The organism is Streptomyces hokutonensis (assembly GCF_000376565.1).
GTDB lineage: Bacteria > Actinomycetota > Actinomycetes > Streptomycetales > Streptomycetaceae > Streptomyces > Streptomyces hokutonensis.
Window position 1 is genome coordinate 14,729 of record NZ_BARG01000062.1, and the last position, 23,652, is coordinate 38,380.

The window sequence follows — 23,652 nt, forward strand, 5'->3', positions numbered from 1 at the left end:
GGCGGAATCACCGTGAACGGTGCCCATGCCGTTGCCCGCACCCTCAGGAACTCCGGCGTCGAGGTGTGCTTCGCCAACCCCGGCACCTCCGAACTGCACTTCGTCGCCGCCCTGGACGACGAGCCCGGCCTGCGCGCCGTCCCATGCCTGTTCGAAGGCGTGGCCACCGGAGCGGCCGACGGCTACGGCCGGATGACCGGCCGCCCCGCCGCCACCCTGCTGCATCTCGGCCCGGGGCTCGGCAACGGCCTGGCCAACCTCCACAACGCCCGCCGCGCAGCCACCCCGGTGGTGAACCTGGTCGGCGACCACGCGACGTACCACAAGAAGTACGACGCGCCGCTGGAGTCCGACGTCGACGCGCTGGCCCGTACCGTCTCCGGCTGGGTCCGCCGCTGCGCCGGCCCCGCCACCGTCGGCGGCGACGTGGCGGAGGCGGTGGCCGCCGCGGCGGGTGCTCCTGGGCAGGTGGCCACCGTGCTGCTGCCCGCCGACGTGTCCTGGTCGGACGGTGCCCGACCCGCACCGCCGGTCGCGGCCCGGTCACCCGCCGCCGTACCGGAACAGACCTTCGCCATCGTGGCCGCGGCCCTGCGCTCCGGCGAACCCGCCGCCCTGCTCCTCGGCGGCACAGCCACCCGTGAACCGGGGCTGAGCGAGGCCGGCCGGATCGCCGCCGCCACCGGTGCCCGGCTGCTGTGCGAGACGTTCCCGGCCCGTCTGGAACGCGGCGCGGGCCTGCCGTCGGTGGAGCGGCTCGGCTACCTCGCCGAGGGAGCGATGGCGCAACTCAACGGCGTACGGCACCTGGTGCTGGTGGGTGCCCGCGCCCCGGTGTCGTTCTTCGCCCACCCGGGCCTGCCCAGTCAGTTGGTGCCGGACGGCTGCCAGGTACACACCCTCGCCACGGCGACCGACGATATCCCCGCTGCCTTGGGCGACTTGGCGAACTCCGTCGCAGCGGACGTATCGGCGGTGCTGCAGCCCGCCACACGGCCGGCATCGCCAACCGGCGCGCTGACCGCAGAGTCCGCCGCCACGGCCATCGGGGCGCTGCTGCCCGAGGGGGCGATCGTGGTCGACGAGGCCAACACCTCCGGCCTCTGGCTCCCCGGGGCCACGGCGGGCGCACCGCGCCACGACTGGCTCACCCTCACCGGCGGAGCCATCGGCCAGGGCCTGCCGCTCGCCGCCGGTGCGGCGATCGCCTGCCCCGGCCGGCCGGTGCTGTGCCTGGAGGCCGACGGCAGCGCCATGTACACCGTCTCGGCGCTGTGGACGCACGCCCGCGAGGGGCTCGACATCACCACCGTGGTCTTCGCGAACGGCTCCTACGCAATCCTCACCATGGAGTCCCAGCGCCTCGGTACACGTGCGAACGGCCCCGCCCACCGCGACCTGCTCGATCTGACCCGTCCCGGCCTCGACTTCGTCGCCCTCGCCCGGGGCATGGGCGTACCGGCGTCGCGGGCGACCACCGCCGCGGAGTTCATGGCCCGGTTGCGAGAGGCTTTCGCCGAGCCGGGGCCGCATCTGATCGAGGCGGTTGTGCCGACGCTGTTCTGAGCCGTCACCGACCAACGGTCACCTTGCGACGTGTTGGAAGGCATGGGTGACCTGGGCATTTGTGATGATGCAACAGGTACGAGAACGAGGTACTACAGGTCGTCGAATCCCTCGACCGGGCGGCCGATCGTCCAGACATCGCCGGGCGCGCGGACGAACGCGTGGTGTGCTTGCATGTCTCGCTTCAACTGCGCGGCGGAGACTACGTGACCTCGTCGGGCGAGCGCGTCGCGAAGTTGCGCGGGTGTCAGGGACCGACCGCAGCGCGCGAGGTGCCGGGCAGCCAGTTGCTCGCTGGTGGGGCAGGCCGGGGGCTCCACCACGACGAGTGAGTCGCTGAGCGCCTGGTGCTCGTTCATCGCCGCCTCGGTCACCTTCAGCAGTGGCCTGGCCGCCTCCCGCACCCGCGCGAGGCGTTGCTGCCAGTTGTCGCGGGCCAGGTAGCCGTTGCGGTGGCACCACCACAGCAGCCCGGCCGTGATGACCGTCGCGAGCAGCGGGTGGTTCGCAGCCAGGACGACCAGGTTTCGGAGGCCTGCTCCGAACAGCTCAAACACGAGGTTGATGAGGACCAGCGCGTCCGCGGCCGTGGCTTCCAGGCCGGCCATGCGCAGTACCCCCTGGGCGACGGGGACCCACTCGATGACGCCGAACCCGAAACGGAAGAAGACGCTGTCCTGGGAGACGATGACGCAGGGCCCCAGGAACTCCGCGAGCGCCATCGTGGGCGCGTCGTCCGGGTCGCCCCGATGTCGCAACGGCATCTCCGGGTCGACCCGCAGGATGCGCTGGGTCTGGCCGGACAGGTGATCACGGATCTCCAGGTCGACCACCCGGAGGGAGGGAAGGATCTCCCGTTCGAGCAGATGGCGCACCTGCTGTTCCGGCACCCCGTAGTGGTCCGCCATACGCGGCAGGTGCCTGGCGATCTCGCCAGGGACGTGCGCGGCGACGTAGGGGTTGGCGCGGCCCGTTCCCGCCAGGCCGGTGATCTTGTCCTGGTGGAGGCCGTGCTTGACCATGTAGCAGGCTTCGACCAGGAGCGCGTTGGCATCGAGGATGGGCAGCAGCATCTGCCGGCTCAACGCCATCGGGTTGATGGCGGGTCCGGTGGGGACCAGCAACTGCGCTGCCCAAGCGGCACGGTCTTGCGTCATGCATCAAGTGTGGCCGCAGCCACTGACATCCGGGCAGGATTTTCCGTCCCGGCACGGCCCTGGCCGACGGCGTCGGAGAACTGGCCCAGCATCAGAATCGCGTTTCTGGTCCGGCGCACTGAAATCGGCAGGCCTCCGCTGTTCATATCTGTCCATCCGGCCCTGGTCCGGGTGGAGGCTCGCTCTATGTCGTTCATCGAGAACGTCGCCTCTGGCCTCCTCGTCGCGCTGATCGTCTGGGGCATCAGCCGGGTGAGGTTGCATTGGCGCCGATGCCAGACGAAGAAGCCTCCGAGAATTGATGCCCGACACTGGTACGGAAGGGAGCGCTACATGGGCCGACCTGGAGCCATCAAACAGCCTCAACTGCCTCCCGGGGCACGCCGCGATCTCAATCGGCAATTGCACATGCTGCACCAAAGGGCCGGGTGCCCCACCACCCGGGACATCGCCAAGCGTCTCGGAGGCCGGCCCGGCCACACCACCATCCACAACGCCTTCGCCAAGGCGAAGTTGCCCAGTTTGGACGTTGTGACGGCCGTCGCCCTCCAACTAGCAGAGCGGGCAAGAGACTTGGGGACCGAGACCGACCGCGAGGAGAGTCTCGACAACATCGACCGGCGCATTGATCGGCTCTGGAAGCAGGCCCGCCACGAGGAGGATGCCCAAGCCAACCAGGCCGAGCCGCCACCCATGTCCGACGCCACCCGGGGGCTGATGCACGCGCTCAGCCCCGAGTGCTCAGTGTGCGGGGAGACCCGACAACTCATCGACATCGTCCTCATGGAAGACCCCGAACCGACGCCATGGCCACCCGGATTCCGCAAGACGGGAGAGCAGCCCGAGGCACCCGATCCGTGGCGACTGATCCGCCTGTGCCGCAGATGCCAACGCAACCACCAGGACGGCGAGCTGACCGAGCAGCAGCTCCGTACTGCCAGGTCCGCCCTGGACCGACGCCCCGGCGCCGCGCGGCACTACGCCGCGTACCTGGATCAGATCCTGCTGGGTGCCGAGCCCGCGATCGACTCACGCGTCGCGGCGCTCGCCGCCAATATTGTCCGGACCGACCCCAGTCTCGCCGCCGCCCCGTACGTCCTCAACCACGGGCAGATCAAGGTAGACCGCGCGCACGGCTCACTGAGCTGGGGACAGTACGAGTGCACGGACGACCACTAGGGTGCGGCGGCCAAGCCGCAAGCCCAGGCGGGCACAGGGCCCGTGGTCATCGCTCCTTGATTGACCACGGAGACCTGTGCCCTCTGCCCTCATCGCTGACCGAACCACTCACCTGCTGTCGCTACCCCCGGTGATGTCCATGAGCGCCGCCCGCCCCGCCTCCAACCGTGCCGCCGGAATGCGGAACGGCGAGCAGGAGACGTAGTCCAGGCCCACCCGGTGGAAGAAGTGGATCGACTCCGGGTCACCGCCGTGCTCGCCGCACACCCCGGTCTCCAGGCGGGAGTTGACGCTGCGGCCGGCCTCGACGGCCAGTTCGACGAGTCGGCCCACGCCCTCCTGGTCGATCGTGTCGAACGGCGACACGGTGAAGACACCCTTCTCCAGGTACAGCGGGAAGAAGGATGCCTCGGCGTCGTCGCGGGACAGGCCCCAGGTGGTCTGGGTGAGGTCGTTGGTGCCGAAGGAGAAGAAGTCGGCGCATTCGGCGATACGCCCGGCGGTGAGTGCGGCGCGCGGCAGTTCGATCATCGTGCCGATCGGGCAGTCGAGGGTGGCACCGGTCTCCTTCTGGACCTCGGCGAGGACCTCTTCCGCCTCGGTGCGGGCCAGCCGCAGCTCCTCGACCGTTCCGACGAGCGGGATCATGATCTCGGCGCGTGGCCGGCCACCGGCCCGCAGTCGCGCGACCGCCGCTTCGGCGATCGCCCGCACCTGCATGGCCATCAGTCCGGGCACGGCCAGGCCGAGCCGGACGCCGCGCAGCCCGAGCATCGGGTTCTGCTCGTGCATGCGCTCGACGGCTGCGAGCAGTTCGCGGTCGTGCGGGTCAGGGTGCTCGGCGCGGGCCAGGCGTACGGCCAACTCCGTGTGGTCCGGCAGGAATTCGTGCAGCGGCGGGTCGATGAGCCGGATGGTCACCGGGAGTCCGTCCATCGCCGTGAGGATGCCGGTGAAGTCCTCGCGCTGGAGGGGCAGCAGTGCGGCCAGGGCCTCCCGGCGGGCACTGTCGTCGCGGGCCAGGATCATCGCCTCGACCAGCGCCCTGCGTTCGCCCAGGAACATGTGCTCGGTACGGCACAGCCCGATGCCCTGCGCGCCGAGGCCGCGGGCGCGTACGGCGTCCTCGGGGGTGTCGGCGTTGGCCCGCACTTCGAGGCGTCGTACGGAGTCGGCGTGGGCGAGGGCGCCCAGAACCGCATCCGTTAGTGGGCCGCTCGTGGTGCCGGTCTCGAGGGCGCGGCCGACGTCGGACGCGGTCAGCGGGAGCGCGCCGAGGTGGACGGTGCCGGCGGTGCCGTCGACGGAGACGGTGTCGCCCTCGTGCACCAACACGCCGGATTCTGCGGTTAATTGACGGGTCGTCGGGTCGACCGTGAGGGATTCGGCGCCGCAGACGCAGACCTTGCCCATGCCGCGTGCGACGACGGCGGCGTGGCTGGTCTTGCCGCCGCGGCTGGTCAGGACGGCCTGTGCGGCGATCATGCCGGGGAGGTCGTCGGGGGTGGTCTCCCGGCGGACGAGGACCGTGGCCTCGCCGGCCGCGGCGCGTCGTACCGCCTCGGCGGAGTCGAAGACCACTACGCCCACGGCCGCGCCCGGGGAGGCGGGAACGCCCTGGGCGAGGGGCACGTCGGCCGGGGTGGTGTCGAAGCGGGGGAACATCAGGCGGGTCAGTTCGGTGCCGTCGACGCGGACCAGGGCCTCGTCCGCGCCGATCGTGCCCTCCTCGCGCAGGTCGTGGGCGATGCGGAAGGCGGCCTCGGCGGTGCGCTTGCCGACGCGGGTCTGGAGGATCCACAGCTTGCCGCGCTCGACGGTGAACTCGACGTCGCACAGGTCGCGGTAGTGGTGCTCCAGAGTGCGCAGGTGATCGCTGAGCTGGACGTACGCGCGGGGGTTGAGCCGCTTCAGCTCGATCAGGGGCAGCGCGTCGCGGACGCCCGCGACTACGTCCTCGCCCTGTGCGTCGGGCAGGTAGTCGCCGTACATGCCGCGTTCGCCGGTGGCGGGGTCGCGGGTGAAGGTGACGCCGGTGCCGGAATCGTCACCGAGGTTCCCGAAGACCATCGCCTGGACGTTGACGGCGGTGCCGAGGTCCTCGGAGATGTGTTCGCGGTGGCGGTAGACGCGGGCGCGTTCGCCGTTCCAGGAGTCGAAGACGGCGCGGATGGCGCGGGTCAGCTGCTCGGCCGGGTCCTGCGGGAAGTCCTCGCCGGTCTCCTTGCGGATGATGGCCTTGAACTCCTCGGTGATCAGGGCGAGTTCGGTGGTGTCGAGGTCGTGGTCGCCGGTCACCTCGCGGCGTGCCTTGTGCGCGGCGATGGCCTCCTCGAACAGGTCGCCGTCGACGCCCATCACGGTGTGGCCGAACATCTGGATGAGCCGCCGGTAGGAGTCCCAGGCGAACCGCTCCTGCCCGGACGCCTTGGCGATCCCGGTGACGGACCTGTCGTTGAGGCCGATGTCGAGGATGGTCTCCATCATGCCGGGCATGGAGAAGCGGGCGCCCGAGCGGACGGAGACCAGCAGCGGATCGTCGGGCGCGCCGAGGGTGCGGCCCATCGTCCGTTCCAGTCCGGCCAGCGCGCGGGCCGTCTCGAGGGCCAGCTCGGGCGGCTCCTCGCCCGTCTTCAGGTAGACCTTGCAGGCCTCGGTGGTGACGGTGAATCCGGGCGGCACGGGCAGCCCGAGCCGGGTCATCTCGGCCAGGCCGGCGCCCTTGCCGCCCAGCAGGGCGGCCATCTCGCGGCTGCCTTCGGCGAACTCGTACACGTACTTGGTCGGCGCAGTCATCAGGACTCGGGCCTCTCACTCGTGAGGTACGACGGCCACGGGGCAGCCGACGTGATGGATGGCGGTATGGGTGACGGGGCCGATGCGCGGACCCGCCGGTCGTTCGGTGAGGTGCCTGCCGACCACGAGAAGGCCCGCTCCGGAGGCGGCCCGGAGCAGCGCGGACTGGGCCCGGCCCTCGGCGACGGTCTCGGCGACCTCGACGCCGGGGTACTTGTCGCGCCACACCTGGAGTACGGCGGACAGGAAACCGTGCCATTCCTCGGCTCGCTGCGGGCCGCTCACCAGGGCGATCTCGCCGGGGCCGAGCCCCAGCGGGGACGGCGGCTGCCAGGCGTGGACGGCGCGGAGGCGGGCGCCGCGCACGCGGGCCGCCTCGAAGGCGAACTCGATCACCGCGTCGCAGGGATCGCCGAGGTCGACGCCCAGGACCACGTCCCGGTAGCCGGTCAGGACGGAGCCGCGTCCGTCGCCTGCCGGAAGGTGCTCGTCGGCGGCCTTCTCGTCCGCCCGCACGAGCACCACGGGACGTGTGGCGCGGGCCACCACGCCCTGCGCGACCGAGCCCACAAGGAGCCCGGTGAACCCGCTCAGGCCGCGCGAGCCCAGCACCAGCAGCTCCGCCTCCTCGGCCGCCTTCACCAGAGCCGCGGTCGCGGGACCCTCGACCTGCTCTTCGTGGAGGCGGAGACCGGGGGCGACGGCACGGCACCTCTCCTTGGCCTGCCGCAGGACACGGCGCGCCTGATGACGCTGGGCGGCCGTGACGGGTTCGCCGTCCTCCTGGCGCGGATGCCAGTTCCAGACGTGTACGAGCCGCAACGGCAGGTCGCGGCGTGCCGCCTCCCGGGCGGCCCAGTCGGCCGCGGCGAGACTCTCCGCGGAACCGTCGACTCCGGCGATGACGGGCGGAAGCATGGTCCGCACCTCCTGCGCTCGGTCTGCTCCTCCCTTCCAGCGTCGTCCCGCGCTCCGCCCGCAGGTATGGGCCGCCAGGTCACCACCCGGGTCCGTTCGGCCCCACCACGCGCCCGCCCCGGACCGTCATGGTGGAGGGGCCACGGACCTGGAAGGCGGCACACCATGGAACGAGTGATCATCGCCGGAGTCGACCGGTCGGCACGCAGCCGCGTCGCCGCGGACTGGGCCGCACGCGAGGCGCTGCGGCGCGGGCTACCGCTGCGCGTGGTGCATGTGGCACCACCGGAGAACCTCGACCCGGTGGAACAGTGGCCCTACCGCCCGGACACCGTGGCGGGCCACGTGGTCGCCGAACTCACCGCCCGCCACCCGTCGTTGACCGTCCGGGCAGCGAATCTCACCGGGGCGCCCGTCCCCGAGCTACGGTCGGCGAGCACGCACGCGGAACTGGTCGTGCTCGGGCTGCGCGGCGAGGGTCAGCACACCCGGACGCCCCTGGGCTCGACCGCAGCGGCCCTAGCCACCGGGTGTGCCGGGCCCCTGCTCCTCGTGCCCGGAACGCTCGCGGGGCTCGATGTGCCGGGTCACACCGACGCCGTGACCGTGGGCGTCGACGCCCGGGACCCGTCCGGGGGCGCGCTCGGTTTCGCCTTCGAGGCGGCCCGGCAGCACGGCGTCCCGCTGCACGCGGTGCACGCCTGGGCACTTCCCGCGAGCGCCGCCGCCTCGCTCCTCCCGCTGCCGGAGCAGGAACGCGCCGCCCGCGAGGACCACGAGGAGGACCTGCTGACCGACGCGCTGCGGCCGTGGCACGGCAAGTACCCGGACGTCGAGGTCCGCGCGGACGTGCTGCTGTTCCCGCCGGCCGAGGCCCTTGCCCACGCCTCCGGAACGTCCGGACTGGTGGTGATCGGCCGGCACACCGCACCGGGCCCCACCGCACTGGCCCTCCTGAAGCACGCGCGATGCCCGGTCGCCGTCGTGCCGTCGTAGGCCGGGGCGGGTCGGCCTCGGCCGATGGGTCGTTCGGCCCCTGCGAAAGCCGGCGGCGGTGGCGCACGGTGAGAGGTACGAGGATGGGTTTACGCATCGTCGTCTTCGGCACGCACACCCTCCGCGTAGCCCTGCCGAACACGGAACGGAGACAGAGTGATGCCCCCTTCGATCGCGCTCCGCATGAATCACGCGCTGCCCCCGATACATCGCGAACGGCTGCTTCGGGTGGGCCGCGATGTCTGCTTCCCGCCCGGCACCCGGCTGTTCGAGGAGGACGGGCACGCCGACCGGTTCTGGATCATCAAGGCTGGCACCGCCGCCCTCGACATCCGTCTGCCCGACCGCCCGCCTCCCGTCGTGGAGACACTCGGGATCGGTGATCTCGTCGGCTGGTCCTGGCTGTACGAGCCGTACGTCTGGCAGTTGGGCGCGACCGCGGTGACGCAGGTGGAGGCCTACGAGTTCGACGCGGTCGCCGTCCGTCTGATGTACCTGGACGACGCCGAGTTCGGCCGGGCCGTCGAACACTGGGTCGGCCGGGTATTGGCCCACCGCCTGAGCGCCGCCCGCGCCAGGCTGGTCGACCTGCGCGCGACGCCCGCGGAGCAAGGACCGTGATGACCGCCGTACTCACCCGACAGCACCCGGAGTTCCACCCATTTCCTCGATCCGACGCCCGTCCCCACCTCAGGAAAGACCACGGGAGGCTGTGATGTCCGAATCTCCGTACACCGTGAGCGATGTGATGACCCATACCGTCGTCGCCGTCGGCAGCGAGGCGCCGTTCAAGGACGTCGTCGAACTGCTCAGCCAGTGGAAGGTCAGCGCCGTCCCCGTGTTGGCCGGCGAGGGCCGGGTCATCGGGGTGGTGTCCGAGGCAGACCTGCTCGCCAAGGAAGAGTTCCGCGGCGGCGAGGACGGGGCGGGCGACAGCGATCCCGCGCACCGCGCCAAAGCGGGGGCGGTGACCGCGGGCGAGCTCATGAGCAGCCCGGCCGTGACCGTGCACGCCGATGCCCCGCTCGCCGAGGCCGCGCGCATCATGGCCCGGCGCCATGTCAAACGGCTGCCCGTCGTGGACGGAGTCGGCCTGCTGCAGGGGATCGTGAGCCGCGGGGACCTGCTCAAGGTCTTCCTCCGTCCCGACGAAGAGATCGCCGGGGAGATCCGACGCAGCGTGCTCGGCCGCCTCCCGGTGACCACCGCGCTGACCGTCGAGGTGACCAACGGCGTGGTCACGCTGGGCGGTCCCCTGCCCGACCGTACGCTCGTGCCGGTGGCCGCCCGGGCGATGCGGGCGGTGGAGGGCGTTGTGGACGTCCGGCTCGACCTCACGCACCGCTGAAGTTCTTTCGGCGAGTACCAACTCCCAGCCGGAACTCACTCAATGGCGGCTGAACGCAATGGTCATCCGTGAAAACGCATCTGGTCGGTATTTCGTGACCGTCACGATCGGAGACCGGTAGATGCCTACCAGCGGCCATGGCGCAGGGGGCGAGGCCGGTACGTGTAGTCGTCAGCGCGAGATGGCCGCCGGGGCCTCTTTGGACTGATCCGCTCGCGCCCTGGTTCCTCCCCTTGTGGGTGTTCCGCCAGCCGAGCCCTGCGGCGGTCATTCTGCGCTCGTTGCTGTTGTGCCTCGCGGTAGTCCCGCTCAACTTCCGGATCTTCCCCTCGTGCCGCGCGTTGGGCTCGGTGGCGCTCCCGCCGTCGTTCGGCGTCACTGGTGTGGTGTTTCCCAGCGATTGTGGACTCTGATGTTCGACGGGGTTGGGTGACATGTTTTCCGCCACGGTGTGGACGGTCTCGCTGTGCTGTTGGCCTGACGGGAGGGGTGGCTGTGACGGCTTTCTCAGCGAGCAGGGGCCACGGATCGTCCAGCGCACGGCAGGCGTCAACGACTAGCTTCGTCTTCGGATAGAAGTGCCACGCCAAGCTCGTACCGATAACGACCGTCGGATCGCCGTGTAGGGCCCGAGCGGCCAAGAAAGTAACCTTGGCGGCATAAGCAAGTTGCGTACGATCAATAGTCAGTCGCACAAGATCCACACCCTCGTGGTCGCCGCCCCTCCTGGGAAGTACCCACTGCGCAGAACCCATAAGAGGGACTCGGACTAATCTCTGCCGCAGTGCTGCCTTGTACGACGCTTTTGATCTGGGCAGAGCTTGCAGCAATGGCGCTCCCTGAAAGCGATTCCGGTCAGATCATCCGTCACATTCACTGTTCCCGAATGCCGTGGGGATGATGCTGGACCGGTTGGCTGTGGTGGGCGGGGCTGTAGTGGCCGAAGCCCACAGCGCCGTTTCGGAGTTGACGTGCCCGAACTGCGCGCCTGACTCGCTCCGGGCATGGTGTGGGGGTGAAGCTGGAGGTTCAGCAGTTCTTGTGCGATGTCGCCGAATGCGGACAGCGCACGTTCGTCGGAAGGTTGAGGGTCTGACTACGCGTACCCGTGCCGGGCCCGGTCCGAAGTCGTTGTGGCGGGCCACCGTGACGAGCCTCGCCGGATTCATCCGCCAGAACTGGGATGCCGTCCTCGCTGGCATGATGCTCACCTGTAGCTACGGAGTCGTTGAGGGCCATTGCAACCGTTTAAGACGATCAAGCGGTAAATATACGGCCGAGGCTCATTCCGGCTCCTCCGCACACGGATCCTGCTGCGATCGCAACTGTCACGAAATACCGACCAGATCCAATTTTAAGGAACCCCATCAAACGGATCAACTCCAATGGATCTACCGACCGTTGGCGTATGGGCGCACGTCAGCCGGTCTTGTGGCCCCACTGCGGACCGATGCGCGTCCACTCAGCGTCCCACTGCTCCAACCGGCGCCGTTCCAGTCGCCCGGACACACCCCGACCGCCAAGGAGCACCGCTCCGCCGGCGCCCGCGGCGGCCCACACGCCCAGCACCATCCCCTCGATCCGCCCCTGCGTCGCGGTCGGGGGGTCGGGCACGAGACGGCCCTCGGTGTCCAGCCACACATGGGTGGTGGATCCGGCCTTGCTGCTGGAGTCCACCCGGGCCAGCCCTATGGCCTGCGTGCCGTCCGCCGCGGTCCAGCGCACGGTGGCCCGGTAGTTGTCGCTGCCGTCGGCCGTGCCCACGGTGCGCTGGGCGTCCTCGACGAGCACGGCCGTCACCGAGTGCCGGTCGGCCCGCAGGGCGTCGATGTGCCGTTCCACGGCGAGGACCGTCCAGACGCCCGCGCCGGCCGCGGCCACGACCGCGAGGATCCAGACCGCGAGCAGCAACCAGGCCTCGACGAGGTAACTACGGCGCCTGAGGGGGTTGCGCCGAAGCCTCCACCAGCGCACTCCGGCCACCTTTCCGTGCCTGCTGGGGGTCACGATCCTCACCTGACCGGCATGTCGCTGCGGAGCAGCGTCTCAGCGGGCGTGCGTCGTGGCGTGGCCCAGGTCTGGGTCGGGTGGCCGAGGCGCAGGACCATCTGCGGGAATCGGCCGAAGGCGATGCGTGTGCGGAACTCCGCGCGCAGCGCGGGCACTTCGAGGGGCTGGGTGTGGAAAGCCGCACTGACCCGATGGGCCGCCGCGTACAGCAGTACCCGCTGGAGCGCCTGCCCTGCGCGCAGCCAGTCCGAGCGGGTGTCGTACGGGGTGGTCAGAACGGCGACCGTGCCCGTGCGCGACACCCATTTCTGGGGCGGTACGGCGAACTGGCGGGCGAGACCCATGTAGTCGCGGGCGGCCAGCAGTACGCAGTCGGGGTGGTACAGGCACGCCTCGGCCGGCACCCCGGCCGGCCCGACGCATCCCGCGATCTCGGCCGTATGCCGCCGGTCGGCGCGGTGCACGTCCTCCGCAGTGCGCACCAGGTCTGCGAGCTGGTCCAGTTGGTCCGGGTCGTCTACGACCTGGAGGGCGGCGCCCTCGGCCCGTGCGTGTTCCCGCAGCTCGTCGAGCAGTTCCTCAGCGACGGCCTCGGCGGCGAACGGCCCGCGGTGCGTGTGCCGGTGTGCCATCGCGCCCGCCATCAGCGCCTCGTCGTAGGTGACCGGGGCGTGGGCGGCGAAGGCCACACGGGCCAGGTAGGCCGGGTTGCCGGTCTCGGGGAGCAGGTCGACGGCGGGGCGGAAGCCGAGGTTGCGCACGGCGATCCGCGCGTTGAACAGCGCCGCCCCGCAGGCGACGACCGCCTCCCGGCCGCCGGGGTCGGTCAGGACCAGCCGGCGGTCGCGGTCCGCGTGGATCTCGAAGCCGTGGTCGTGACCCTGCTCGGCGAAGAACCAGGGCTGGTTGTTGTGCGGCGAGGGCGCGAGGGACGCGGCGTGGGCCAAGTGCAGGGCTGCGCGGCCGTGTTGTGCGTGGGTCAGAGACATGGTGCCCCCTTCGTCGACCGTCCCCGTTCCCTTTCAGGGTCCTCGCCCATCGGCCCTGGGCGTATGGGACTTCGGTCCCCTTGTCGGGCCTGGACGGCCCTCTCCGGACCGGTGCCGAACCGTCTGCCCGGCTGTCACCACCCCGGTCCGGGGCGGCCCCGGCGCGTCGGTACCGCGCCGGGGCCGTCCCCTCCGAAGTGCACGTACGACAGGTCGGTCAGTCCTCCTTCCCCTTCGGCAGCAACTCGTCCGCGATCCGCCCAGCCCACTCCTCGATCGCACCGAAGTCGCGGAAGTCTCCGCCCTTCCCGTTGCGCACGATCGACTGGGCGATGCGCCCCTTGGCCCCCTCCTCCAGACAACCGCCGAAGGTGACATGCCCCCTGGCATCGAGCCGGGCCATGGCCCGCCGCACGCCGAACACGGGCGGGATGTCCCGCTCCGAGGCCGAGGCGTCGAGCGGACCGCTGCTGAACAACCACACCGGGCGCTCGGCCAGTTGACGGCCGTGCCGGTTCAGGAACCGGCGGGCGTCGCGGTGCCAGCGGCCGGCGTACAGTCCGCTGCCGATCACCACGGCGTCGTAGGGCATGACGCTCAGGACGGACCCGGCGGGCAACACGTCGATGGTGAAGCCGGCCTTGCGCAGGACCTCGGCAACGGCCTCGGCGATCCCCGCGGTCGATCCGTTCGTCGTTCCATAGGTGACCAGCACGCTGGTGGGCATGGCAGTCCCCTCCTCTCATTTCACAGGTGGCGCACCCAGTCCTCGGTGACACCGTGGAACCTCGGCTCCTCCGGGCGGAGTTGCGAGTCGTCCAGGCGATACGTGAGCTCGTCGACGACCGCGACGACACCGTCGATCTGACGGGTCATGGAGAGGGCGATCTCCGTCTCGCTCTTGCGCTCCATCTGGCCGGCGAGCGTGACGACGCCCTCCGCCACGGAGACGTCGATGCTGCGCGGCGCCTGCCACAGGGCACGGACCAGCACCTCTTCGACGACCTCGTCGTGGATGTCCGCGTCGGAGCGCAGGAAGACCTGGAGCACGTCGCGGCGGGTGACGATGCCGACGAGCCGGTTCTCCTCGTCAAGGACGGGCAGCCGCTCCACGCGATGCTGGGCCATGGTCCGCGCGGCCTCGACGATGGTGTCGGTGGCGTGCACGGTGACGGCGGGTTCGGTCATCAGCTGACCGGCGGTGCGGGCCGTGGCCTTCGCGGCCCGCCGCCTGGCGCTGCGCGTCAGGTCGGCGAACCGGAACCGCTTCTTCGCCTCGTACGGGTCGGGGGCCTCGGCCTGGTGAGCCATCAGGTCCGTCTCGGAGACGACTCCGAGGACCTTGTCGTCCTCGTTGACAACCGGCAGGCCGCTGATGCGGTGCTCGCCGAGCAGGCGTGCCACCTCCTTGAACGGCGTTCCGTAGGTGGCGCGAACGACCTCCGTGGTCATCACGGAGCCGACCTTGTTGTGCTTCATGGTGTTCCCTCCTCAGCGAAGTCGGCGCAGATACGGGTCCTGCGCCCCGCGGGGCAGCAGGCGGACGCGAGCATCGAGGACGGAGACTCCGCCCGGTGCCGCGAGTACGGGGTTGAAGTCGGCCTCGGCCAACTGGGGCAGGTCGCTCGCCATCCGGGACAGCCGCAGCAGCAGCTGTTCGAGGCCTTCGAGGTCGACGGGCCGGCTGCCGTGCGCGCCGAACAGGAGCGGGGCGCAGCGCGGGGCCGTGATCAGGTCGTGCACGTCGTGGTCGGTGAGCGGGGCGAGCCGGGCGGTGTGGTCGGCGAGGATCTCGGTCGCGGTGCCGCCGAGCCCGAACAGGACGAGCGGTCCGAACACCTGGTCCTGGACGACACCGGCGAACAGCTCGGTGCCGCGCTCGGCGAGCGGCTGCACGACCACGCCGGTCAGCAGTCCGGCGAACCGGGTCTCCAAGTCCCGGAAGGCGGCCCGTACTTGGGCGTCACCACGCAGGTCGAGATGGACGGCGCGCTGTTCGCTCTTGTGCAGCAGGCCCGGCCAGTGGCCCTTCATGACCACCCGGCCGTCGGCGCCGCGCAACCGTTCGGCGGCGAGGACGGCGCCGTCCTCGGTGTCAGCCCAGGCCCAGGCGAGCTGGGGAATGCCGTAGCAGCCGAGGAGTTCGGCGCACTGGCGCGGATCGAGCCAGCCGCCGTCCGCGTTCGCGTCGAGGTACGTCTCGACGAAGGTGCGGGCGCGTGCGGTCTCGACTCCGTCGAGGTCCGGGATCGTCCCGGCGGGCCGGGCGAGCCAGGCCGCACGGCGGGCGGCGTGCGCCAACGCCCGTGCCGCCGCCTGGGGTTCGGCGTACGCGGGGACGGTACGGCCGTCCGTGGTGGGCAACAGCTCGACGGGCAAGGCCTGTTCGAGCCGCACCACCGCGATTGGCTTCGGCCGGTGTCCGGTTGCGCGGGTGAGGGCCCGGACGAGATCGTCGCCGGTCGCCTCGGCGACCGCCGTGGGCACCAGGGCCACCAGCACGGCGTCGACGCCGGCGTGCCGCATGATCCGGTCCACGCAGTCCCTCAACTGCTCCTCGCTCACGGCCGCGGTGACGTCGATCGGGTTGCCGGTCGCGGCGCCTTCCGGCAGTACGGCGAGCAGGTCGTCGACGAGTTCGGGGGTGGGCGTCGGCAGGGTGAGCCCGGCCTCGGCGCAGGCGTCGGCGGCGAGGACCCCGGCTCCGCCGGCGTTGGTGACGATCGCGACCCGGGAGCCGGTGGGCAGCGGCTGGGAGTGCAACAGGGCGGCGGCTTCGAGGAGTTCACCGACCGAGTGGGTCGCGGTGATGCCGGCCTGGGTGAACAGCGCCCCGCGGGTCATGGTCCGGGTGGCCGCTGCCGCGGTGTGCGAGGCGGCGGCGCGACGGCCCGCGTCGGTGCGGCCCGCGTCCACGGTCAGGACCGGCATACGGCGGGTCACGCGCCGCGCGGTGCGGGAGAACGCCCGCGGGTTGCCGAAGGACTCCAGGTGCAGCAGGGCGAGGTCGGTGGTGCCATCGCTCTCCCACCACTGGAGCATGTCGTTGCCGCTGACGTCGAACTTGTCGCCCAGGGACGCGAAGGTCGAGACGCCGACGCCGAGCCGGGACAGTCCGTCGAGCAGGGCGATGCCGACGCCGCCGGACTGCACGGCGATGCCCGCGGTGCCGGGGCTCGGGTGGCCCGCGGCGAAGGTCGCGTCGAGGTTCAGTTCCGGGTCGGTGTTGGAGACACCGAGGCAGTTGGGGCCGACGAGCCGCATGCCGTACGTCCGGCAGGCCGCCGTCAGCGCCGTGGCCTGGGCGTGGTCGAGTCCCGCCGTGACGACGAGAAGGGCGCGTACGCCCGCCTTGCCGCACTCCTCGGCGGTGGCCGGGACAGCGGCGGCGGGTACGGCGACAACCACGAGGTCAGGGGTCCTGGGCAGGGCGCCGACGGAGGGATAGCTCGGCACGCCGAGGATCGAGGTGGCCGCGGGATTCACCGCGAAGAGGCGGCGGGTGAAGCCGCCGGCCTTCAGGTGGTGCAGGATCGCGCGGCCCACGGAACCGGCCGTACGTCCGGCGCCGACGACGGCGACCGCGTCCGGGCGCAGCAGCGGTACGAGGCTGGCGACATCGGCGGCCCGGCCGCGTGCCTCGGTGGCCGACAGGTAGTTCTCGTCCTCGTCGAGCTCGATGGTGCAGCGCATCTCTGGGCCCTCGAAGCGGCGGGCGGTGCGCAGGCCGAGGTCGGCGAAGAGCCGCAGGATCTCGTGGTTCTCGCTGAGCGCGTCGGCCGTGAACGTGGTGACGCCCTCGGCGCGGGCGGCGGAGACCAGATGTTCCACGAGAAGGGTGCCGATGCCGCGGTGGTGGAGTCCGTCGGCGACCGCGACGGAGATGTCTGCCGCCGTCCCGGCACCGCCGGTGTCGTACTCGGCGAGTCCGATCACCTGTCCCTTGGCCTCGGCGAGCAGGGCCCGGTATCCGGGGTGCGGCCGGCAGGCCCGGTCGGCCGCCATCTCGGCGGACCGGCGGCTCACTCCGAAGAACCGCAGCCGGAGGTGCTCCGGGGACATCTCCTCATAGAGTCCCCGCAGCTGGTCGTGGTCGCCGGGCCGCACGGGACGTATGCACACGGTGCTGCCGTCCGCGAGCAGGGCGTGGACTGTGGGTCGGCTGAGTACGTCGTCCGTCATCACGGGTCTCCTCCGGGTTTCTTCGACACTTCGAGCGTCCCGCGGAACGGGGAGAGGCCCCATGGGCTGCCTGGGGGCGGACCATGGGGCCTTTCGGCCCTCGGGAATCCGCCCACAGGCCCACCTCACGGGGCCTCTCGCGGTCGTGCTCAGTCGTCGGCGACCAGCGCCGTCAGGTCGAGGAGGCGGTTGGTGTAGCCCCACTCGTTGTCGTACCAGCCGAAGACCTTGACCAGGGTGCCGTTCGCCTGGGTGAGTGCCGGGTCGAAGATGCAGGACGCGGGGTCGCCGATGACGTCTCGGGAGACGATCGGGGCCTTCGAGACGCGCAGGATGCCGTTGAGCGGGCCGTCCGCCGCTTCGGTGAACGCGGCGTTGACCTCGTCCGCCGTCGTCTCCCGGTTCAGGACGACCGCGAGGTCGGTGAGCGACCCGTCCTCCACCGGTACGCGTACGGCGATGCCGTCCAGGGCGCCCGCCATCTCGGGCACCACCAGGCCCACGGCGCGGGCGGCACCCGTGCTGGTCGGGATGATGCTCAGGGCCGCCGAGCGGGCCCGGCGCAGGTCCTTGTGCGGGGCGTCGAGGAGGGACTGGTCGTTGGTGTAGCCGTGGATGGTGGTCATCATGCCGCGCTCGATGCCGAAGGCGTCGTTCAGCACCTTGACCATCGGGGCGACACAGTTGGTGGTGCAGGAGGCGGCCGAGACGATCCGGTCCTGGCGGCGGTCGTACGTCTTGTCGTTGACCCCCATCACGATCGTGGCGTCCGCGTTCTTGCCGGGCGCGGACAGCAGCACCGTGTGCGCGCCCGCCTTGAGGTGCAGGGCGGCGGAGTCGCGGTCGCGGAAGCGGCCGGTGGACTCGATGACGATGTCGGCGCCGTAGTCGGACCAGTGGAGGGCGGCCGGGTCGCGTTCGGCCGTGACCTCGATGCGTCGGCCGTCGACGGTGATCGAGGTGTCGTCATGGAGGACCTCGCGTCCGATGCGGCCGAACGTCGAGTCGTACTCCAGGAGGTGGGCGAGGGTGGCGGGCGAGGTGATGTCGTTGACGGCGACGACCTCGACGTCCTGGGTGCCCGCCTCGGCGCGGTCGAGTGCCGCGCGCAGATAGGTGCGGCCTATCCGGCCGAAGCCGTTGATGCCGACGCGTACGGTCATGGCGGTGAACTCCTTTGCTGAGGAGGGGACTTCAGGCGTTCCAGGTCCAGTCGGCGACTTCGGGCAGGTCGGTGCCGTGTTCGCGGATCCAGGCGTGGTGGCGGGTGCGGGCGTCGGCCATCTGCTGGCGTACGGCGGCGGCGCGGACGGCGAGGCCGGGGACGCGGTCGATGACGTCCATGACGAGGCGGTAGCGGTCGAGGTCGTTGCGGACGACCATGTCGAACGGTGTGGTCGTGGTGCCGGACTCCTTGTAGCCGCGCACGTGCAGGTTGGCGTGGCCGGCCCGGCGGTAGGCGAGGCGGTGGATGAGCCACGGGTAGCCGTGGTAGGCGAAGATGACCGGCTTGTCGGTGGTGAACAGGCCGTCGTACTCGAAGTCGCTCATCCCGTGCGGGTGTTCCTCGCGCGGCAGCAGCCGGGTCATGTCGACGACGTTGACGACCCGGACGGCGAGCTGGGGCAGGTGGCGGCGCAGCAACTGGGCGGCGGCCAGCACCTCCAGGGTCGGGACGTCACCGGCGCAGGCCAGCACGACGTCGGGTTCGCCGCCGTTCTCCGTGCCCGCCCACTCCCAGATCCCGGCGCCGCGCGCGCAGTGGGCGCGGGCCTGTTCCATGGAGAGCCAGTCGAAGCAGGGCTGTTTGCCGGCGACGACCACGTTGACGTAGTCGCGGCTGCGCAGGACGTGATCGGCCACGGAGAGAAGGGTGTTGGCGTCCGGCGGGAGGTAGACCCGGACGACTTCGGGGCTCTTGTTGAGGACGTGGTCGACGAAGCCGGGGTCCTGGTGCGAGAAGCCGTTGTGGTCCTGGCGCCAGACGTGCGAGGTGAGCAGGTAGTTGAGGGAGGCGATCGGCGCCCGCCATGCCAACTCCCTCGATGTCTTCAGCCACTTGATGTGCTGGTTGACCATCGAGTCGACGATGTGGACGAACGCCTCGTAGCAGGAGAACAGTCCGTGCCGCCCGGTGAGGAGATAGCCCTCCAGCCAGCCCTGGCAGGTGTGTTCGGAGAGGATCTCCATCACGCGGCCGTGCCGCTCCAGGTGCTCGTCGACGGGCAGCGTCTGCGCCTGCCAGGCCTTGCCGCTGGCGTTGAAGACGGCCTGGAGGCGGTTGGAGGCGGTCTCGTCCGGGCCCACGACACGGAAGTCGCGGCTCACCGAGGTGTCGTGCATGACCTGTTCGAGGAGGTCGCCGAGGACGCGGGTCGGCTCGTGCAGGGTGGTGCCCGGCTTCTCGACCGGGACGGCGAAACGGTCCAGGGAGGGGATCGGCAGGTCGTGCACCAGCAGGCCGCCGTTGGCGTACGGGCTGGAGCCCAGGCGTTTGACGCCCTCGGGCACACAGGCCAGGACGTCCGCGACGGGCCGGCCGTCCGGGCCGAAGAGCTGCTCCGGGTGGTACGAACGCAGCCAGGCCTCCAACTGCCGTAGATGCTCCGGGTTTTCACGCACCTCGGACAGCGGGACCTGGTGTGCGCGCCAGGTGCCCTCGACCGGGACGCCGTCGACCTCGGCGGGGCCGGTCCAGCCCTTCGGGGTGCGCAGCACGATCACCGGCCAGTGCACGCGCTCGGTCACGCCGTCCTCGCGGGCGGTGCGCTGCATCACGGCGATGCGGTCCAGCGCGTCGTCGAACGCGGCAGCCATGGCCCGGTGAACCTGGAGCGGGTCGTCGCCTGTGACGTGGATCGGGTCGTGGCCGTAGCCGCGCAGCAGTTCGTCGAGTTCGGACTCGGGGATGCGGGACAGGACCGTCGGGTTGGCGATCTTGTAGCCGTTGAGGTGCAGGATCGGCAGGACCGCGCCGTCGTGGACCGGGTCGAGGAACTTGTTGGAGTGCCAGGCGGCGGCCAGCGGGCCGGTCTCCGCCTCGCCGTCACCGATCACACAGGCGACGAGCAGGTCCGGGTTGTCGAGAGCGGCGCCGTACGCGTGGGCGAGCGAGTAGCCGAGTTCGCCGCCCTCGTGGATGGAGCCGGGGGTCTCCGGTGCCACGTGGCTGGGCACGCCGCCGGGGAAGGAGAACTGCCGGAACAGTCGCGCCATGCCGGCCGCGTCGCGGCTCACGTCCGGATAGGTCTCGCTGTAGCTGCCCTCCAGCCAGGAGTTGGCGACCACGGAGGGTCCGCCGTGACCGGGTCCCCACACGCACAGCGCGTCGAGGCCGCGCGCTTTGATCACCCGGTTGAGGTGGGTGTACACGAGGTTGAGGCCGGGCGAGGTACCCCAGTGACCCAGCAGCCGCGGCTTGATGTGCTCCGGCTTCAGGGGCTCGGTAAGCAGAGCGTTCGCCATCAGGTAGATCTGCCCGGCGGCAAGGTAGTTGGCGGCGCGCCAGTGGGAGTCCAGGGTACGCAGTTCGTCGTCGGAGAGTGCGGGGGTGTCCAGGTTTTCGGCCTTGGGCATCGGAGGCTCCGGAAGTCGTCGGTGTGAGTCGAGAGAGACGTAACTACTGGGTCAACAGGCGGAGTTGGAGAGGCTCGTGCTCATGGGTGTTCGGGCACGATGACGACCGGGCAGGCGGAGTGGTGCAGCACTCCGTGGGCCACACGGCCGAGTTGGAGTCCGTAGTGCCCGGGTCGGCGCTTGGCTCCGACGATCAGGAGGTCGGCGTCGCGCGAGGCGTCCACAAGCACGGCGCGGGTGGGGCCCTCGACGACACGGCGGTGCGACTCGACGTCGGCGGGTGCGTCCTGGAGCGCCGCCTCCAGGGACTCGACCGCCTGTTGCTCGTGCAGCCGGGCGGGTTCTCCGGACATCAGCGGATGGTCGGTGGTCTCGTGCGCGGGGCAGCGCCAGGCCCGTACGACCTCCACCGGCACCCCGCGGCGCCGCGCCTCCTCGAAGGCGAAGCGCACGGCCGCCGAGCCCGCCGGCTTCTCCCCCACGCCCACGACGACGCGGCCGTGAGTCGCGGTGCGGGCCTGGTTGTCGTGGTTGCCGCGGACGACGACCATCGGGCACTGCGCGTGCCCGGCCACGGTCAGGCTCACCGAGCCGAGCAGCGCCTCGGCGAGACCGCTGCGGCCACGGGTGCCGGTCACCAGCGCGGAGGCGCTGCGGCTCTCCCGCACCAGGGCGTACTCGGGTTCCTCGGGCAGCACGTCGGTGGAGATCTCCACCTCGGGCCGACGGTGGTGGGCGCGCCGGGCGGCGGTCGCCACGACGTCCTCGGCGAGCACCTGCTCGGACGGCTTGCCGATGTCGTCGGCGAGCGAGGTCCCCTCGTACCGCTCCCACAGCGACGCGTACACCAGCCGCAGCGGCAGTCCGCGTACGGCGGCCTCGTCGGCCGCCCAGTCGACGGCCCGCAGGCTGGGCTCGGAGCCGTCGACGCCGACGACGATCGGCAGGGCCTTCGGCATGGCTGTCACCGCCCCGCGCCGAGGTCGAAGACGATCCGGGCCTTGACGTCGCCGCGCAGCACGTCGGCGATGGACTCGTTGACCGAACTCAGCGGGCGGGTCTCGGAGATGACCTTGGTCTGTCCGGTGGCGTGCAGTTGGAAGACCTCGGCGAGGTCCTGCCGGGTGCCGACGATCGAGCCGATCACGGAGGTGCCGTTGAGCACGGTGTCGAAGATCGGGACCTGGATCGTGCCGTGCGCGGGCAGGGCGACCATGACGAGCTTCCCGCCGCGCCGCAGACCGGAGTTGACGGCGGCGAACGCGTCCTCGTTCACGGCCAGGGCGATCGCCGCGTGCGCGCCGCCGTGCCGCTTCAGCACCTCTCCCACGTCGTCCTTGCGGGCGTCGATGACGAGGTCGGCGCCGAGCGCGGTGGCTAGTTCGAGCTTCTCGTCGGTGACGTCGATGGCCGCGACCTGGGCGCCGGCGATCTTCGCGTACTGCACGGCGAGGTGGCCGAGCCCGCCGACACCGGAGATCGCGACCAGCTGGGAGGGCCGCACGCCGGCGACCTTGAGCGCCTTGTACGTCGTGACGCCGGCGCAGGTCAGCGGGGCGGCGTCGATCGCGCTCACGCCGTCGGGCACCGGCTGGGCGAAGTCGGCCCAGGCCAGCATCTTCTCCGCGTAGCCGCCGTCGCAGCCGTAGCCGGTGTTGATCTGCTGCTCGCACAGCGTCTCCCAGCCGGACAGGCAGTGCTCGCAGCGCCCGCAGGCCTTGCCGAGCCACGGCACCGCGACCCGCTGACCGACGGTCAGGTGGGTGACGCCGTCGCCGAGCTTCTCGACGAGGCCGACGCCCTCGTGGCCGGGGACGAACGGCGGGCTGGGCTTGACCGGCCAGTCGCCGTGCGCGGCGTGGATGTCGGTGTGGCACAGCCCGGAGGCCTCGACGCGGACACGGACCTGGCCGGGGCCGGGCTCGGGGTCGGGGCGGTCCTCGATGACCAGGGGTTCACCGAACGCCCGTACAACTGCTGCCTTCATGGCTAATGCTCCTCGGGGGAAAGACGGGGGTGGGTCAGTCGTGGGCGACGACGGCCACGGGGGCGATGGCATGGTGCAGGACGCCGTGCGCGACCGGGCCGATGTGGGCGCCGAGCGCGGCGCGGCGGATCCGGCGGCCGATGACGACCAGGGAGGCCTCGCGGGAGGCGTCCACCAAGTGGTCGGCGGCGCTGCCCACGCGGGGCTCCAGGGCGACCTCGATGTCGGGGCGCTTCTGGCGCCAGGGACTCAGGGCCTCGGTGAGCGCGGCGGTCTCCTCGCGGGAGAGCTCGTCGTTCAGGCCCGCGTCCATCGCGAGGCCGTAGGCGTAGTACGGCGGCAGGTTCCAGCCGTAGACGACGCGCAGGCCGGTGTCGCGGCGGGCGGCCTCGGCGAACGCGAACTCGATGACCGCGTCGGCGGGGGTGCCGGCGTCGAGGCCGAGGACCACGGGCCGGTACGGGGTGTCGGTCGACGGGCTGCCCGCCGGGTCCTTCTCGTGTTCGTCGGCGGCCTGTTCGCCGGCCCGGACCAGGACCACGGGCAGCTCCGCGTTCGCGACGACGGAGAGGCCGACGGAGCCGACGAGGAATCCGCCGACGCCGCTCAGCCCGCGCGAGCCGAGGACCAGCAGTTCGGCGTCCTTCGCCGCGTCGAGCAGCGCGTCCGTGGGCGTGCCGGTCACCTGGTCCTCGGTCACGTCCAGACCGGGGTGGCGCAGCCGCAGGCCCTCCCCCGCCTCGCGAGGAATGCGCCGGCTCCAGTGCTGTTGCGTCTCACCGCCCAGCAGCGGGGCCTGGGCCAACGGGTCCGGGGCAGGCTCCCAGCCGTGGACGACCTTCAGCGCCAGGCCGCGCAGTTCGGCCTCGCGGGCCGCCCACTCGGCGGCGGCGCGGCTCTCGGGGGAACCGTCGAGACCTGCGACAACAGTGCGGACCATGGTTCTTC

Annotated in this window: 18 protein-coding genes; 5 read left to right on the forward strand and 13 right to left on the reverse strand. The window is 71.1% G+C overall.

All coding sequences use genetic code 11. The features are described 5' to 3' along the window. Positions 1-12: 12 nt before the first annotated feature. Entirely contained in the window at positions 13-1,566 is a 1,554-nt protein-coding gene (locus SSP08S_RS36380) for an acetolactate synthase large subunit (protein ID WP_026179139.1), read from the forward strand. 92 nt (positions 1,567-1,658) lie between these two features. On the opposite strand, the gene SSP08S_RS36385 is transcribed toward SSP08S_RS36380, so the two are convergent. Beyond that, positions 1,659-2,723 carry a PIN domain-containing protein gene (locus SSP08S_RS36385; protein WP_102133493.1) on the reverse strand — a complete coding sequence of 355 codons (1,065 nt, stop codon included), beginning with the start codon at positions 2,721-2,723 and terminating at the stop codon, positions 1,659-1,661. A gap of 186 nt (positions 2,724-2,909) precedes the next feature. On the opposite strand from SSP08S_RS36385, the gene SSP08S_RS58405 reads away from it, so the two are divergent. Then, complete coding sequence (locus tag SSP08S_RS58405) at positions 2,910-3,902, forward strand: hypothetical protein (RefSeq protein ID WP_051106051.1); 993 nt, start codon at positions 2,910-2,912, stop codon at positions 3,900-3,902. A gap of 108 nt (positions 3,903-4,010) precedes the next feature. Here SSP08S_RS58405 and ppdK read toward each other — a convergent pair whose 3' ends face one another. Next, positions 4,011-6,698 (reverse strand): pyruvate, phosphate dikinase, encoded by a 2,688-nt coding sequence (gene ppdK, locus SSP08S_RS36395; RefSeq protein ID WP_019072573.1) that lies wholly within the window; start codon positions 6,696-6,698, stop codon positions 4,011-4,013. A 15-nt stretch (positions 6,699-6,713) separates the two neighbouring features. Next, positions 6,714-7,616, reverse strand: coding sequence for a universal stress protein (locus tag SSP08S_RS36400; protein ID WP_019072574.1), 903 nt, complete (start codon positions 7,614-7,616; stop codon positions 6,714-6,716). 165 nt (positions 7,617-7,781) lie between these two features. On the opposite strand from SSP08S_RS36400, the gene SSP08S_RS36405 reads away from it, so the two are divergent. The 3 genes from SSP08S_RS36405 to SSP08S_RS36415 all read left to right on the forward strand — a co-directional run bounded on the left by SSP08S_RS36405 (position 7,782) and on the right by SSP08S_RS36415 (position 9,960). After that, positions 7,782-8,612 (forward strand): universal stress protein, encoded by an 831-nt coding sequence (locus SSP08S_RS36405; protein ID WP_019072575.1) that lies wholly within the window; start codon positions 7,782-7,784, stop codon positions 8,610-8,612. A gap of 159 nt (positions 8,613-8,771) precedes the next feature. Continuing rightward, on the forward strand, positions 8,772-9,233 hold the full coding sequence (locus SSP08S_RS36410) for a Crp/Fnr family transcriptional regulator (protein WP_019072576.1): 462 nt from the start codon (positions 8,772-8,774) through the stop codon (positions 9,231-9,233). 94 nt (positions 9,234-9,327) lie between these two features. Beyond that, positions 9,328-9,960, forward strand: a complete 633-nt coding sequence (locus SSP08S_RS36415; protein WP_019072577.1) for a CBS domain-containing protein — start codon at positions 9,328-9,330, stop codon at positions 9,958-9,960. Between the two features lie 1,419 nt (positions 9,961-11,379). On the opposite strand, the gene SSP08S_RS36420 is transcribed toward SSP08S_RS36415, so the two are convergent. From SSP08S_RS36420 to SSP08S_RS36465, 10 genes are all read right to left on the reverse strand, one after another. After that, positions 11,380-11,967: an Rv1733c family protein gene (locus SSP08S_RS36420; protein WP_063739205.1), complete on the reverse strand. Its 588-nt coding sequence runs from the start codon at positions 11,965-11,967 to the stop codon at positions 11,380-11,382. Between the two features lie 5 nt (positions 11,968-11,972). Next, a complete protein-coding gene (locus SSP08S_RS36425; protein ID WP_019072579.1) occupies positions 11,973-12,959 on the reverse strand; it encodes an Acg family FMN-binding oxidoreductase in 987 nt (328 codons plus the stop codon). 217 nt (positions 12,960-13,176) lie between these two features. Next, positions 13,177-13,686 carry a flavodoxin domain-containing protein gene (locus tag SSP08S_RS36430; protein ID WP_019072580.1) on the reverse strand — a complete coding sequence of 170 codons (510 nt, stop codon included), beginning with the start codon at positions 13,684-13,686 and terminating at the stop codon, positions 13,177-13,179. A 20-nt stretch (positions 13,687-13,706) separates the two neighbouring features. Continuing rightward, on the reverse strand, positions 13,707-14,438 hold the full coding sequence (locus tag SSP08S_RS36435) for a CBS domain-containing protein (RefSeq protein WP_019072581.1): 732 nt from the start codon (positions 14,436-14,438) through the stop codon (positions 13,707-13,709). A 12-nt stretch (positions 14,439-14,450) separates the two neighbouring features. Then, the gene (locus SSP08S_RS61255) at positions 14,451-17,141 is read right to left on the reverse strand and encodes a bifunctional acetate--CoA ligase family protein/GNAT family N-acetyltransferase (protein ID WP_019072582.1); all 2,691 of its coding nucleotides are present in this window, start codon (positions 17,139-17,141) and stop codon (positions 14,451-14,453) included. 149 nt (positions 17,142-17,290) lie between these two features. Further along, positions 17,291-18,304 (reverse strand): type I glyceraldehyde-3-phosphate dehydrogenase, encoded by a 1,014-nt coding sequence (gene gap, locus SSP08S_RS36445; RefSeq protein WP_019072583.1) that lies wholly within the window; start codon positions 18,302-18,304, stop codon positions 17,291-17,293. 31 nt (positions 18,305-18,335) lie between these two features. Then, entirely contained in the window at positions 18,336-20,717 is a 2,382-nt protein-coding gene (locus SSP08S_RS36450) for a phosphoketolase family protein (RefSeq protein ID WP_019072584.1), read from the reverse strand. A gap of 80 nt (positions 20,718-20,797) precedes the next feature. Then, positions 20,798-21,676, reverse strand: a complete 879-nt coding sequence (locus SSP08S_RS36455; RefSeq protein WP_019072585.1) for a universal stress protein — start codon at positions 21,674-21,676, stop codon at positions 20,798-20,800. Positions 21,677-21,681: 5 nt separating this feature from the next. Next, positions 21,682-22,704: a zinc-dependent alcohol dehydrogenase gene (locus SSP08S_RS36460; RefSeq protein WP_019072586.1), complete on the reverse strand. Its 1,023-nt coding sequence runs from the start codon at positions 22,702-22,704 to the stop codon at positions 21,682-21,684. Between the two features lie 34 nt (positions 22,705-22,738). Then, positions 22,739-23,644 (reverse strand): universal stress protein, encoded by a 906-nt coding sequence (locus SSP08S_RS36465; RefSeq protein ID WP_019072587.1) that lies wholly within the window; start codon positions 23,642-23,644, stop codon positions 22,739-22,741. Positions 23,645-23,652 lie beyond the last annotated feature (8 nt).

Excerpts from the sequence above, each read along its gene's own strand:
- SSP08S_RS36385 (WP_102133493.1), bottom strand. The coding sequence starts at position 2,723 with ATGACGCAAGACCGTGCCGCTTGGGCAGCGCAGTTGCTGGTCCCCACC.
- SSP08S_RS58405 (WP_051106051.1), top strand. The coding sequence starts at position 2,910 with ATGTCGTTCATCGAGAACGTCGCCTCTGGCCTCCTCGTCGCGCTGATC.
- ppdK (WP_019072573.1), bottom strand. The coding sequence starts at position 6,698 with ATGACTGCGCCGACCAAGTACGTGTACGAGTTCGCCGAAGGCAGCCGC.
- SSP08S_RS36400 (WP_019072574.1), bottom strand. The coding sequence starts at position 7,616 with ATGCTTCCGCCCGTCATCGCCGGAGTCGACGGTTCCGCGGAGAGTCTC.
- SSP08S_RS36405 (WP_019072575.1), top strand. The coding sequence starts at position 7,782 with ATGGAACGAGTGATCATCGCCGGAGTCGACCGGTCGGCACGCAGCCGC.
- SSP08S_RS36410 (WP_019072576.1), top strand. The coding sequence starts at position 8,772 with ATGCCCCCTTCGATCGCGCTCCGCATGAATCACGCGCTGCCCCCGATA.
- SSP08S_RS36415 (WP_019072577.1), top strand. The coding sequence starts at position 9,328 with ATGTCCGAATCTCCGTACACCGTGAGCGATGTGATGACCCATACCGTC.
- SSP08S_RS36425 (WP_019072579.1), bottom strand. The coding sequence starts at position 12,959 with ATGTCTCTGACCCACGCACAACACGGCCGCGCAGCCCTGCACTTGGCC.
- SSP08S_RS36430 (WP_019072580.1), bottom strand. The coding sequence starts at position 13,686 with ATGCCCACCAGCGTGCTGGTCACCTATGGAACGACGAACGGATCGACC.
- SSP08S_RS36435 (WP_019072581.1), bottom strand. The coding sequence starts at position 14,438 with ATGAAGCACAACAAGGTCGGCTCCGTGATGACCACGGAGGTCGTTCGC.
- SSP08S_RS61255 (WP_019072582.1), bottom strand. The coding sequence starts at position 17,141 with ATGACGGACGACGTACTCAGCCGACCCACAGTCCACGCCCTGCTCGCG.
- gap (WP_019072583.1), bottom strand. The coding sequence starts at position 18,304 with ATGACCGTACGCGTCGGCATCAACGGCTTCGGCCGGATAGGCCGCACC.
- SSP08S_RS36450 (WP_019072584.1), bottom strand. The coding sequence starts at position 20,717 with ATGCCCAAGGCCGAAAACCTGGACACCCCCGCACTCTCCGACGACGAA.
- SSP08S_RS36455 (WP_019072585.1), bottom strand. The coding sequence starts at position 21,676 with ATGCCGAAGGCCCTGCCGATCGTCGTCGGCGTCGACGGCTCCGAGCCC.
- SSP08S_RS36460 (WP_019072586.1), bottom strand. The coding sequence starts at position 22,704 with ATGAAGGCAGCAGTTGTACGGGCGTTCGGTGAACCCCTGGTCATCGAG.
- SSP08S_RS36465 (WP_019072587.1), bottom strand. The coding sequence starts at position 23,644 with ATGGTCCGCACTGTTGTCGCAGGTCTCGACGGTTCCCCCGAGAGCCGC.